The sequence below is a fragment of the Methanococcus voltae genome, assembly GCF_024807655.1.
Classification (GTDB): Archaea; AGJL01; Methanococci; order Methanococcales; family Methanococcaceae; genus Methanococcus; species Methanococcus voltae_D.
On record NZ_JANUCR010000004.1, the window covers coordinates 1 to 14,237 of the forward strand.

12 protein-coding genes are annotated in these 14,237 nt (G+C 30.3%); 6 read left to right on the forward strand and 6 right to left on the reverse strand.

The features are described from left to right. Nucleotides 1-108: 108 nt before the first annotated feature. From rsmA to ppsA, 6 genes are all read right to left on the reverse strand, one after another. Nucleotides 109-924, reverse strand: coding sequence for a 16S rRNA (adenine(1518)-N(6)/adenine(1519)-N(6))-dimethyltransferase RsmA (rsmA, locus tag J3E06_RS05335; RefSeq protein WP_048187034.1), 816 nt, complete (start codon nucleotides 922-924; stop codon nucleotides 109-111). A gap of 43 nt (nucleotides 925-967) precedes the next feature. Continuing rightward, nucleotides 968-2,101: an oligosaccharide repeat unit polymerase family protein gene (locus tag J3E06_RS05340; protein ID WP_013179590.1), complete on the reverse strand. Its 1,134-nt coding sequence runs from the start codon at nucleotides 2,099-2,101 to the stop codon at nucleotides 968-970. A gap of 166 nt (nucleotides 2,102-2,267) precedes the next feature. Next, nucleotides 2,268-3,035 carry a TrmB family transcriptional regulator sugar-binding domain-containing protein gene (locus tag J3E06_RS05345; RefSeq protein ID WP_013179591.1) on the reverse strand — a complete coding sequence of 256 codons (768 nt, stop codon included), beginning with the start codon at nucleotides 3,033-3,035 and terminating at the stop codon, nucleotides 2,268-2,270. 140 nt (nucleotides 3,036-3,175) lie between these two features. Next, nucleotides 3,176-4,090 carry an AEC family transporter gene (locus J3E06_RS05350; RefSeq protein WP_013179592.1) on the reverse strand — a complete coding sequence of 305 codons (915 nt, stop codon included), beginning with the start codon at nucleotides 4,088-4,090 and terminating at the stop codon, nucleotides 3,176-3,178. Nucleotides 4,091-4,169: 79 nt separating this feature from the next. Then, nucleotides 4,170-4,715: a phosphopantetheine adenylyltransferase gene (locus J3E06_RS05355; protein WP_013179593.1), complete on the reverse strand. Its 546-nt coding sequence runs from the start codon at nucleotides 4,713-4,715 to the stop codon at nucleotides 4,170-4,172. Between the two features lie 238 nt (nucleotides 4,716-4,953). Next, nucleotides 4,954-7,239, reverse strand: a complete 2,286-nt coding sequence (gene ppsA / locus J3E06_RS05360) for a phosphoenolpyruvate synthase (protein ID WP_013179594.1) — start codon at nucleotides 7,237-7,239, stop codon at nucleotides 4,954-4,956. Nucleotides 7,240-7,859: 620 nt separating this feature from the next. On the opposite strand from ppsA, the gene J3E06_RS05365 reads away from it, so the two are divergent. From J3E06_RS05365 to hisC, 6 genes are all read left to right on the forward strand, one after another. After that, nucleotides 7,860-8,717 (forward strand): transketolase, encoded by an 858-nt coding sequence (locus J3E06_RS05365; protein WP_013179595.1) that lies wholly within the window; start codon nucleotides 7,860-7,862, stop codon nucleotides 8,715-8,717. A gap of 160 nt (nucleotides 8,718-8,877) precedes the next feature. Next, complete coding sequence (gene rpe / locus J3E06_RS05370) at nucleotides 8,878-9,540, forward strand: ribulose-phosphate 3-epimerase (RefSeq protein ID WP_013179596.1); 663 nt, start codon at nucleotides 8,878-8,880, stop codon at nucleotides 9,538-9,540. Nucleotides 9,541-9,657: 117 nt separating this feature from the next. Further along, nucleotides 9,658-10,590, forward strand: coding sequence for a transketolase family protein (locus tag J3E06_RS05375; protein WP_013179597.1), 933 nt, complete (start codon nucleotides 9,658-9,660; stop codon nucleotides 10,588-10,590). A gap of 264 nt (nucleotides 10,591-10,854) precedes the next feature. Next, nucleotides 10,855-12,123, forward strand: a complete 1,269-nt coding sequence (locus J3E06_RS05380) for a TIGR00300 family protein (protein WP_013179598.1) — start codon at nucleotides 10,855-10,857, stop codon at nucleotides 12,121-12,123. A gap of 94 nt (nucleotides 12,124-12,217) precedes the next feature. Further along, entirely contained in the window at nucleotides 12,218-12,967 is a 750-nt protein-coding gene (locus J3E06_RS05385; RefSeq protein WP_013179599.1) for a DUF2100 domain-containing protein, read from the forward strand. 105 nt (nucleotides 12,968-13,072) lie between these two features. After that, complete coding sequence (gene hisC / locus J3E06_RS05390) at nucleotides 13,073-14,185, forward strand: histidinol-phosphate transaminase (protein WP_013179600.1); 1,113 nt, start codon at nucleotides 13,073-13,075, stop codon at nucleotides 14,183-14,185. The last annotated feature ends 52 nt before the right edge of the window (nucleotides 14,186-14,237 follow it).

Sequence of the window (14,237 nt, forward strand, 5' to 3'; positions counted from 1 at the left end):
TAAAAATAAAACTAAAAATAAAACTAAAAATAAAACTAAAAATAAAACTAAAAATAAAACTAAAAATAAAACTAAAAATAAAACTAAAAATAAAAGTTAAAAGATTAATTAAGAATTGAATTTGGTTAATAAATTAGCTAATTCTCCTATTTTAAAACCTGGCAATTTAAAAACTCGTTCTTTAAAGTCAAATGCTTCAGAATACTCTTCTACAAATTGTTTCACCGATTCACGACTAAGTTTAATTTCGTGTGCTGAATTAACAAGTGCTTTACCGACAGTTTTATTCCTATGCTGAAATAGTGCTTTAAGCAAGTTTTTAAACATTTTTTCGTCTAAAACGTCATATTCTGGATTTTTCTTAACCAAACTAACAATTGCTGAGTCTACTTTTGGTTTAGGTGAAAATGCAGTCGGTGGAACTTTGCATATCATTTTTACATCTGCAGAATACTGAACTGCTACGCTAAGTCTACCATATTCCTTTGTATCTTCTTTTCCCGCCATTCTTTTGGCAAATTCATACTGATACATAAGTATGGCTAAATCAAAACCTTTTTTACGTTCTAAAAATTTAAATGTAATCGGTGATGAAATTTGATATGGTAAATTTGCAACTATCTTGTTAAAGTCTAATGAATCCAAATCTACTTTTAAAGCATCTTCCCAGATTATACTTACATTAGGGTACTCTTTAATTACTTCATTGGCAAATATTTCGAGTCTTTTATCAAGTTCGATTACATAAACTTTTTTAGCAACTTTTGCAAGTTCTTTTGTGAGTACGCCTTCCCCGAGACCTATTTCAAGTACAATATCATCATTGTTTAAATTTGCACGATTTATTGCTTTTTTTACGAAATTTTTATCCTTTAAAAAGCATTGACCTAATTTTTTAGAATTTTTATGAGAATTTGAATTCATAGAATCACACATTAATTATTTTATTATTTTAGTATTAGTTTAGTTATTTTTTATTTTTAGCTTTATTTTTTAATTTATGAACTTCATATACTACATAAAGCAATGAAAAAGCACCTAATCCAAAGAAACATACCACATCAAGGTCCAATAGACCTGTTTCAATTCCTGCAAGTAGATAAGCTATTAATATGGCATAAATACCCATAAATATACCGTTAAGTTTACTGCTAATGTAATGTAGTGCTCCTATGAACATACCTAACAGTCCAAAGTATGAAACTAAACCTAAGTATCCAAAGTCTGCGAAAACTGCCCCAAATATTGTGGGTGTAATTGTGACACCCTCTATTCCAAGATTATTTGCTACTATGGTACGAGGACCAGAGCTAACACCGGGAATAAGCCCGTAAGATGAGAATATTGCAGTATGCAAAATTCCCTGAAGACTACCCTCAAAATTTTGAATTACCATATCCAGTATGTTCATAGTGAGTTGTATACGTGATACAATAGGATTTCCACCGATATTTAATGCGTAAAATCGCAATACTGACATAACTAATACAATCAAGGCAAGCCCAACTACCGGATAAACAACCTGTTTGTTTGATAGTTTATTGTTATAGTACATTACAAATATTGTAGATAATAGCAATATAATAACCTGTGTCCTATACCCTAATAACGCAATTAACGTTGCAAATACTAATGAATAGGTAAATACCTTTTTTTTACTCATTTCCACACAAGAAACTACAATCGCCCAACCTAATGGTAAAAGATGTGCAAATGCAGTAAATCCAACATTCAAAAATTTCCTTGAAGCAGGGTCAAATAATGGAACGCCACTCACCCAGATTAAATCTGCAACGGTGAACAAAGCACCGATTGTAATTAATAACAAGCCTATTTTAGTTTGCTTTTCATAGTTAATGTTTTGTTTTAGCTTTGTAAGAAAATTTTCATTATCATCATTTTCATTATCATCTGAGGTCATATATAATTTAATTAATCTTTTTCCAACAATAAACGAAATGTAGAGGAAAGTTGCGCAAAATAATACAATAGCCCCAGTGGTTATTGAAATATTTGATGCAAGTATTACGAACATACAACTTATAAGAACAAAAATATCATGTGGATTAACTTTTTCTTTTAAATTTAAGTTTAAATTCATCTTATCACTAATCTTTAAATGTATATATGCGTATATTTGTATTTTTGTAAATTTTAATAATCATTATTTAAAAAAATTAAGAATTAAGAATTAAGAATTAAAAATTAATAAATAGATATTATTTATATTTTATTAAATTTTATTATTATTATTATTATTTATTTGATTATTTCCAAGAACTAATTTTTAATTTAACATCTTCGCCAATTTTTTCAGTTATTTCAGCTTCAGTTTCTGAATATACTACTGAAACTTTTAAATCTGATGTTAATACATTATTCGGGTGTAAAATTTCATCAAAAGACTCAAAATGAGTAATTTCGAATTCTCCCATCATTGTAGTACCGTTAATTAATATACTGAATGTAGGCATTAATTTTTCATATTTGAAAACATTTCTAATCTCTTGCTGTGTTGTAGGTAACAATGTATTTCCATCTGAAGCGATTGAACCTTCAATAATAATATATTCAGGAGTTAATCCAGTTATTGCAGTTTCTTGCTCAATTTTGGATTTTAAATCAGCATAAGAGCTTGCTTGTACGCTATTTAACCTATAAGTAATCATTGAATTACCCGCAGGTACTAATTTTATGTATTTTATTGCAACGTCTTCTTTAGATGCTAATCTACCGCCCATTTCGTATTCCTTATCGCCATAGATTACAGTAAGGGTTCCCCCGCTTGCACCAATTATTCGCACCGTATCCTTGAATGGACTTTTATCCGCAGTCCATTCTCCATCTACTTCCGCATTTAAAATAAATCCTTTTTTTAAGATATTTTCAGATACCCACGCACATTTATACATTTCCTCTCCACTATAGTCGTATTTAGTCGTATTTGAGCCTAAAAAGTTATATCCCAAAACTCCTGCCGTAATAACTATCGAGAGGATAACGAGTATCTCTAAAATACCGATTTTTAATTTCATGATATCACAATTGTAAATTAATTTTTTATAAATTTAAATTGATATTAACTAAATTATCTATCGATTTTATACTATAAAAATATGTAATAATACTATATAAATTAAAAAAGAATTAAAAATAAATTAAAAAAGTAAATGAATTATATAAAATTCAAAATGTGATATAACGCCGTAAGAGTACCAATAGACACGACGGTGGTAATAAAGCAACCTGAAGCTATCATTTTAATATCTAAATCATACTGTATTGCAAATACTAAGCTCATCATAGCTGAAGAAGTCCCAGATTGTAATACTGCAACGTTTCTGTCCAACGTATTATCTAATACGAACTCTGAAGCCCCAAAAGTGAATGCAGGGGCAAGTAATAAACGAATAACAGAAGCTACTAATCCATAGAACATCCCAAATTTAAGGGCTGAAGGGGATAACGACAAACCCAAGGATATCATAATCAAAGCGATGGTGGCTTGTGAAAAGTACGTAAGCGTTTCAACAATAATTGAGGGCATATATGATAAATTAAATCCAAGTACAACAAGTAAAGTACTAAAAACCCCCGCTACAATCGGCGGGAATTTCATAATTTCCAAAGCAACATTTTTTTTAGCTCCAGACATCTTAAGACCGATATACGTACCAAGTCCCATAATGACAATTACGCTACCCATATCCCAAAATATTGCTCTTGTAAGTCCTTCTGCCCCGTAAAATCCATTTATCACAGGATAACCCATAAAGCTTGTATTTCCAAGTGTACACAATAGTATAAATGCACCAAGTGATTTATCACTCATTTTTAAAGCTTTTCCTACATAATACGAGGTTATTATACAAAATGCAGACATTAAAAATACCAAAATCGGTAATTTTAAAAATTCTGAAAGTTGGTCAACTCTTACATTTTCAAGTACATTTAAAAATATTGTGGAAGGTATGCCCATGTAAATAACTATGTTATTAAGTGCTAAAATATGGTCTTCGCTTAATATCTTGCTTACTTTTGCAATATATCCAACCAAAATTAAAGCTACAATTATTATCATTATATCCATAATTTCGCCTTATTTAATTATTTTAATTATTTTAATTATTTTAATGGTTTTATTATTTCATTTATTTTTTATCCTTTTTTTACTCTTCATTGTATGTTATCGTATGTCCATTTTTATCCAATTCGTTATTTCTTATTCGAGTTGTTGATATCGGTTTATTATCTTCCGCCAGTTCGAATTCACATAATTCTATTTTTAGGGGTTTTTTTCCTTTTTCAACACGTATTTCATTTATTTTTTCGGCATTAGAAAGTGTTTCCGGACTAACTATAATATAATCGTAGTCAGTTTCTAAAGTATCGCCATAAGGGTCATTTATGATTTGTATATCAAAATCCATATCGTTTTCTGAAAGAAATGTTTCTAACTTTTTAATTCTAATTATCAACGGATTTATATCGTGTTTTTCATATTTGCCGTATTTTTTAAGGTACTCATCACTCGTAATTCCAATATAAAGTTTACCAAATTTTGAACCATATTTTAGCAATTTTTCATGTCCCTTATGTATTATATCAAAAGTACCGCCTATTACAACTTTTTTAGGGTATAAATCTGATTTTGATTCATTTTTTTCCAATTTATTTGTGGTATTTTTTATATTCATTATTTTGGATATTTTCATTTTTGTACCTTAATGTGTAGTTTTTAATTATCCTTATTCTTTTAATTTTTTAAATTCATATTATTATTCTTATTATTTTTATTCTTTATTTAATTTTTGATACATCTACATTAAAATAATATAATAAATTGAGAGTACTCTAAAAAAGAAAATTATAAAAAAAGAAATTATGTTTTATTTATTTAATTATTAGTTAGTTTAGTTATTTTAATTATTTTAATTATTTTAGTTATTTTAGTTATTTTTTAGCATTTCTTATTGAATCTAAAATTATTTTTTGTTCTGTTCTTGCAACTACGCTTCTAATGGTTTTTACAGCATCAATGTTTGAGGAAATACTTGTAATACCCCATTCAACCAATTTCTCAACAATTGCAGGTCTACTTCCAGCTTGTCCACAAACTGATGTTTTAACATCGTTTTCTCTACAAATTTTTATAACGTGTTCAATTAATTTTAAAACTGCAGGGTGGTTTTCCATATAGTATTTAGCTACAAACTCATTGTTTCTATCAATTGCAATTACATACTGTGTCAAGTCATTAGTTCCAAAACTAACGAAGTCAACACCTTCTTTTACAATATCGTCAATAATTAAAGCAGCAGCCGGGGTTTCAACCATAATACCAAATTCAATATCGGTTCTCATGTTTAAACCTACTTCTTTACCTATTGCTTTAACTTTTCTAATTTCATCCACATTTGTGACAAGTGGTATCATTATGTTTAAATTTCTGTATCCATCTTCTCTAAGTCTTTTAATTGCTTTTAATTCGCAACTTAAGATTTCTGGCTGGTCTAAACCTCTTCTGATACCTCTCCATCCCATCATTGGGTTTTGTTCGTGTGGTTCATCTTGCCCACCTTCTAAACCCATAAATTCATCTGTTGGAGCGTCTAAAGTTCTATATGTGACCGGTCTTGGGTAAAATGCATCTGCTACTTTTTTAATTCCTTCGATAAATACTTCAACAAGTGCTTCAGAACCTTGTTCGTTTAATATTTTACTTGGGTGAACACCAGTTCCTAAAATCATGTGTTCAGCTCTTAATAATCCTACACCGTCAGCACCAGTCGCTGCAGCTCTTTCAGCTACTTCAGGCATACTAACATTAACTTTAATATCTGTAGCTGTGATTATTGGGTTGCTTTCATATATGACTTGCTGTTGTCCTTGTTCCATATTATTCTGTTTTTTAGCAACTGCACCTGAGTAAATAATACCTTTTTCACCATCTACGGTTACAGTTTCGCCATTTTTCAAAATTTGGGTTGCTTTTTTAGTACCTACTACACAAGGAGTACCTAATTCTCTTGATATGATTGCAGCGTGGCAAGTTAAACCACCGTCATCGGTGATAATTGCAGCAGCTTTTTTCATTCCTGGAACCATATCTGGAGTGGTCATTTTTGTTACTAATATATCCCCGTCCACAACGTCCCCGATTTGGTCAAGGTCCAATATTAATTTAACTTCTCCTGACATAGTACCTGGTGAAGCACCAATACCTTTTAATAATATCTCAGCATCGTATTGTTCTTCTGCTGTCGTTTTTTTAGCTCCTTCTTTGTCCAATGTGGTAATAGGTCTTGCTTGAACCATGTATAATTCATCGCCTTCGTAAACCCATTCAATGTCCATAGGTTGAGCATAGTGTTTTTCAATTAATTTACCAACTTGCGCAAGTTTTAAAATTTTAGTCTCATTTAATACTTGTAAATCTACTTTTTCAGCTGGTGTTTTTATTTCTTCGGTTTTTCCTTCTTCATTTTTAATAAACATTGTGTCTTTGCTTGCAACATTTATATCGGTAATTTTTTCAGCACCTTTCGCTATTAAATAAGTGTCTGGACTAACTGTACCACTTACAACACCTTCACCGTATCCCCAAGCAGCTTCAACAACCATCTGGTCGTGATTTTGATTAATTGGGTTAACTGTGAACATTACACCTGCTTCATCTGCATCAGCCATTTTTTGAACTACTGCACATAAAGCTACTTCAAAGTGGTCAAATCCTTTCTGTTCTCTGTAAAAAATAGCTCTCGGGGTAAATAATGATGAATAGCACTTCCTAACTGCGTCAAGAACTTCGTCATTACCTTTCATATTTAAAAATGTTTCTTGCTGTCCCGCGAAACTTGCATCAGGTAAATCTTCAGCTGTGGCTGAACTCCTAACTGCTACAAAAATATCTTCGCCATCGCCTAATTTGTTGTATGATTCGACAATGCTTAATTTTAAATCTTCCGGCATTTCCACCGTTTCGATAGCTTTTCTAACATCTTCGGAAGCTTTTATTAATTTTTTTGAATCGTTTACATCTAAACCTTCGAGAATGTGTTTAATAGTATTTTTTAAGTTAGTTTCTTCAATGAAATATCTGTATGCGACTGCCGTAGTAACAAATGCAGGAGGTACGGGTAATTTTGCGTTCCACATTTCACCTAATGAAGCACCCTTTCCGCCTGCTATATCTACATCTTCATTTGTTAGTTCATCTAACCAAGCTATTAATTTCATTCTTTCACCGTAGTATAAATATATGATAATTTTTTGATATTCATTTTTATGGTATTCGGTCTTTTTAATTTTTAATTTATTTTATTAATTTAATGATTTATAATATTCAATATATAAATTTGTATTAATATTTACATATTTATTTATTGCTTCAATTGTATTTATAATTACATAGGAGCAGATGTGTATGTAAATAATATAATAATATAATAATATAATATTTATAGTAATTTTTAGTACGTTGTAGTATTATGTATTATTTATGTATTCGTTAACATCAAATATTCTAATTAAGTATTTAAATATAATCCTTGATTAAAATATTGTTATTATTGCAGTACTATTGTACTTATAAATTATAGAATTAAAATAATATAAAATAGGAAATATAAATTAAAATAGGAAATATAAATTAAAATAGGAAATATAAATTAATCTGAATATCAAAATATAATATTAAATAATTTGAACATATATTAAGTATATAAATAAGTAATGATTAAATGAATTACTGAATTATAATTTATTATTTTTAATATTATCCTTATTGCAAATATTAAGATAAATGATAACTAAAATAGTATAATTTAAAGGCAAAAAATACATAATGCGGTGTAATTATGAGTGAAAATAAAAATACAAATAAAAATACAAAAACTATGGAACAAAAAGTCCAAGATTTAACACAAATAACAAAAAAGTTGAGATACAACATTGTTAAAATGATAGCGAAAGCTAATTCAGGACACCCTGGAGGCTCATTATCTGCTATTGATGTAGTAGCTACACTTTATTATGAAGTTATGAATCAAGATGCTTCAAATCCAAATATGCCAAATAGAGACAGATTTATATTAAGTAAAGGACACGCTTGTCCAGCAGTTTATGCCACATTGGCAAGTTTGAACTATTTTTCAGAAAATGAATTATGGAATCTTAGACAAGTTGGAGCTCTTTTACAAGGACACCCTACAATTGAAATACCTGGAATCGAAGCGAACACTGGTTCATTAGGTCAAGGATTTTCTGCATCAGTAGGTGTTGCACTCGGTTGTAGATTAGATAAATATGAAAATAACGTTTTTACACTCTTAGGCGACGGAGAATGCCAAGAAGGTCAAGTATGGGAAGCTGCAATGGCTGCACATCACTACAAATTAGATAATTTAATCGCAATTGTTGACAGAAACAAATTACAGATTGATGGATGTACTGAAGATGTAATGTGTTTAGGCGACGTTAAAGCTAAATTTGATGCTTTCGGTTGGAATACTTTTGAAATTGATGGACACGACTATAAAGCAATAATTGAAACCATAGAAACTGCAAAAGCACTTAAAAACGGAAAACCTACTGCAATAGTTGCAAACACTATTAAAGGAAAAGGTGTTTCATTTATGGAAAATAACGTAGGATTCCACGGGAAAGCACCAAATGCAGAACAATTAGAGCAAGCTTTAAACGAATTAAGTAATTAATTACTCAAATAAATATAAAATAATAAGATAAAATAATAAGATAAAATAATAAGATAAAATAATAAGATAAAATAATAAGATAAAATAAAAATAAGAATAATATAACAATAGAACAATAATATAAAATTGGAAAATTAATTTTATAAGAATTGGTGATTAAATGGTTATGATTGGAGCTTCAATACTTTCTGCTAATTATGGACATATGGCAGAGGAAGTAAGGAGAGCAGAAGAGGCAAAAGTTGACTTTTTCCACGTTGATATTATGGATGGTCATTTTGTACCTAATTTAAGTATGGGTCTTAAAGTACCCGAATATTTACAAGATATTACACACGGAACTAAAATAGATGTGCACTTGATGGTTGAAAACCCCGACATATTTATCCCCAAAATAGCTGAAGCTTCCGATATGGTTTCATTTCACGCAGAAGCTACAAAGTTTTTGTTTAGAACAGTTGATTTAATTGCAGATAATGGTGCAAAGCCAATAGTAGCTTTAAACCCGTCTACAAGTATCTCAAACATCGAGTACGTTCTCGAAAACTTATATGGTGTATTAATAATGACTGTTGAGCCAGGATTTTCCGGTCAATCATTTATTAATCCAATGTTAAAAAAGATTGATAAATTAAAAAATTTAATACTTACAGAAGGATACGATACAAAGATATTCGTAGATGGCGGTATAAACACGACAACGGCTCCTAAAGTTGTTGAAGCTGGAGCTGACGCATTAATAGCGGCATCTGCAATTTATGGAAAAGACGACGTTGTAAAAGCTGTTCAAGATTTAAGGGCTTCTGCAAATTTCAAAATTTAATATACTTTAAAATATTACAAATTTAACATATTTTAATAATAATTTTTTAAATAATACATTAAAATTTTAATCAATTATAATCATTTATCCAGTTAAACCAAGAATAACGGTGAAATTATGAATGGAGTTAAAAAGGCAATGAGAGAAGCCTACGGTGAAACATTAGTGGAATTAGGCGAAAAAAATGAGAATATAGTGGTATTAGATGCTGATTTATCAGGTTCTACAAAAACAGCTCTTTTCTCAAAAAAGTACCCTGAAAGATTCTTTAACGCAGGTATTGCAGAGCAAAATATGATAGGAATGTCTGCAGGGCTCGCAAGAACTGGAAAGACTGTTTTTGCATCTACTTTTGCAATGTTTGCAACTGGTAGGGCTTGGGAACAAATAAGGAACTCGATTGCATACCCTAAATTAAATGTAAAAGTATGTGCAACTCACAGTGGTATTACAGTGGGTGAAGACGGAGCTTCCCACCAAATGACTGAAGATTTAGCAATTATGCGAGTTATACCAAATATGGTTGTTTTAGCTCCAGCAGACTACTATGAAGCTAAAAGTGTTATAAAATGGTGTGCAAATTACGAAGGACCCGTTTACGTAAGAATGCCAAGGGGAAATACGGAAGTTATTTTCGATAACGAAGAAGATGCAAAATTCGAGTTAGGAAAAGCAAGAAAATTAAAAGAAGGGACCGATATTACAATTATCGCAACTGGTGAAGTAGTCCCAGAAGCTTTAAAAGCGTCAGAATACTTAAGTAATGAAGGAATAAGTGCTGAAGTGGTATCTATGACTTCGATAAAACCTATCGATGAAGTTGCAATATCATTTGCAAAAGATATTATTATTACTTTAGAAGACCACAACGTAATCGGTGGTTTAGGTGGGGCTGTTTCCGAAGTAGTTTCATCAAAAGGTCTTAATAAAAAGGTTTTAAGAATAGGTATTAACGACACATTTGGTAAATCAGGTCCTGCCGGTGAATTATTGGAATATTATAAATTAGATGGGAAAAGCGTAGCTGAAACAATTGTTAAAAACTTATAAATTAAGGTTATATCTTAAATTATATTTTTATTTCTTCTTTTTATTTCTTATTTTATTATTTTTAAAATAATTTCTTTTTTTCGTAAATATTATTTCCAAAAATCTTTATATAATTTAGCACATAACAAGAATACACAGGAATTCAATAGATATTTTTAAATTCTTATGATTAAGGTACAATCAATTAATATTCAAATAGGGTAATAATACTAATAACAATAGTAATACTAATAACAATAATAAAATAATAAATTTGGTGAAATAATGTTTATGCAAGAAATTGAACTAAAAGGGCATATTATAGACAGTATGATAATGACTAAAGCATTTGACAAGACTTTAGACTTAGGCGGGGATTACAAAGTTTTAGAATTTCAAGTGGGTAAAGAAAAAACCGACCCTTCTTACGCAAAGCTATTAATAATCTCTTCTAAGAGTCAGCAACATCTCGAGAGTATTTTAGAGGAATTGCAAAACATCGGTGCAGATATTCCGGAAGTTGAAGATGTTAACTTAAAACAAGCTGAAAAAGACCAATGTTTGCCTAAAGGATTTTATTCTACAACTAATCACCAGACCTTTGTTAAATTAAATGGAGAATGGATTAAAGTAGGACACCCAAAAATGGATGCGGTAATTACTGTAGACCCAACTACAAAAACCGCTGAAACAAAGGTAATACGGAAAATTAAGGCGGACGATTACGTTGTAGTTGGTCATAGTGGTATTAGAATCGTACCTCCTGAAAAACCACGAGAAGCTGGTCAATTATTTGAGTTTATGAACTCCGAAGTTTCCTCTGAAAAGCCAAAAGAGGCCATAATCAGAAAAATTGCAAAAGAAATGTTCGAAATAAAACAAGAATACCAGAAAAACTTAAAAGAAGGGAAAAACGAAGGTGGTATCGCAATAGTGGGGGGTCCTGCTATTATTCACACAGGCGGAGGCGAAGCTTTAGCTAAACTTGTGGAAATGGGTTATGTTCAAGGTCTTTTGGCAGGAAATGCCCTCGCAACACACGATGTAGAGAGCGTATTATATGGTACGTCATTGGGCATTGATATAGAATCTGCAAATCCCGTTTTAGGAGGTCATAAGCACCACATTTATGCCATAAACGAGATTAACAAAGCAGGTAGTATAAAAGACGCTGTAGAAAAAGGCATACTTACTAAGGGTATTATGTACGAGTGTATACATAATAATGTGCCATATATATTGGCTGGAAGTATAAGAGACGATGGACCACTCCCTGATGTAGTTACTGACTCCGTAGAAGCTCAAGATATAATGAGAAATATGGTAATGGACAAAAAAATGGTTATTATGATGGCAACGCTCTTGCATTCAATAGCAACGGGTAATTTAATGCCTTCTTCTGTAAAAACCGTATGTGTGGATATTTTACCTGCAACCGTTACAAAATTAATGGATAGGGGGACGTCTCAAGCAATTGGTGTAGTGACCGATATAGGCGTATTTTTAGTATTACTTGCAAAAGAATTGGAAAAATTGGAAAATGAAAATAAATAATAATATAAAATAATATAAAATAATATACTGTAAAATAAAGAGTAATAATAATAATAATAATAATAATAATAATAATAATAATTTGGATGATAATATGGTTAAACAACTTAAAAATTCGCAGGAATTGCTCAAAAAATCAATAGAATCAATTTCAAAATTGGAACAAGAGAAATTGATAGAAATTAAAAAGCAAGATATGGGCAATATGTCGGAAAATACTCAGGAAACTGCTAAAAAGAATGAAAAAACGTATAAAGATGCAGAAGCGGGTATTATAGATATAGCAGAGCTTAAAAAAGCTGCTTATGATTTAATAGATGCTGACGAGTATGTATATAAAAAGGCTCCTAATCACGAATTGACAAAAGAAGAAGCTGAAGAATTTACAAAAATAATATTGGGCGCTCAAAAGAGTTTAAGCACCGTTTTAGAAGCTTTTGGATTTGAACAAGAGAAAAATATTATAAATTTGGACTCTGATGCTTTATATTTGGTTAGTAATAAGAAATTAATAAAAATATTAAATGAAATAAACGAAGAAGCAAATAAAGCAATGGGTATTACTTTAAAAACCAATTTGAATATTATTTCAACAGATGGAGTTTTAAAACCCGAAGATATGCTTATTATAAATCCAAAAATGCCTGAAAAAGCTTTAAAAGGTATTGAAAAGAAATGTGCTATCACAAAGGAAAACATACAAAAAATAATCGCTAATAAAAAACCTTCAAAAGTGTATGTAGTTGTAAAAGAAGGCGATAAAGCTGATGAATTAATATTAAAAAGAGCAGAAGCATTATATGGTGCTAAAAAATTGCCTTTAGAAGAATTACAAGTTTTATAACGCCATATACTTAATATAAAATTAATTTTTATAATAATTTTAATTTTATTAATTATTATTTTAATTATTATTTGGTATTTAATTTATTATATGAGATGATACTTTATGATTGACGATAAAATAAGAAATGTAGTAAAGGAATTTAAAGCATACGTTCCAGGAAAATCAAAGGAAGAAATCGCAAGAAAGTACAATTTAAATCCTGAAACAATTATAAAATTGGGTTCAAATGAAAATCCTTGGGGATGTTCACCTATGATTAAAGATAGATTGCTTGAGGAATTGCCAAAATTTAGCCAGTACCCTGAATCAATAAACCCAATTTTATTGCAGGAAATCGCTGATTTTGCAAAAGTGCCAAAAGAAAACTTAATCGTGGGTGGAGATGGTGCTGATGAAGTAATAGACCTCATAATGCGAATTTTAATCGACGAAGGTGACGAAGTAATAATCCCTATACCTACATTTACCCAATATGCAATTTCTGCAAAAATACACGGTGCAAATATAAAATGGGCTAAGTATGACGAGAAAAACGAGTTTAAGTTAGATGTTAACAGTGTTTTAAGTCAAATAACTGATAAAACAAAAGTAATCTTTTTATGCACTCCAAACAATCCAACAGGAAATATAATTCCAAACGAAGATATTAAGAAAATAATTGAATCTACTGACGCTTTGGTAATGATTGACCACGCATACATAGAATACTCAAGAAAGGAATACGATTTAACAGATTGGGCTTTAAAATACGATAATGTGCTTGTATTAAGGACATTCTCAAAAGTTTTAGGACTTGCGGGTCAAAGAATAGGATATGGAGTTTCAAGTACTAAAATAATCGATTATATGATGCGAATAAGACCCGCATTCAGTTTAACAAGAGCCACACAAATTTCAGCAATTGCAACACTCCAAGACAAGGAATTCATTTATAAAAGTCTTGACGATGGAATAAGAAGCAGAGAAATGATATACGAAGGAATAAAGCAATTCAAAGAGTTAGAAGTTTACCCTACTGAAGCAAATTATATGCTTATAAAGGTTAAAAATGGTATGAATTCATCACAATTCGCAGAGGAATTGCTTAAAAAAGGCGTAATCGTTAGGGATTGTTATTCATTCACTGGTTTAGAGCCGTATTATGTAAGGGTATCTATCGGAACCTTTGAAGAAAATGAAAGATTTTTAAAAATTCTTAAAGAAGTTGTTGAATAAACCAAAATAGTAAAATAATAAAACAAAAATCAATACCAATAATAATAATAAT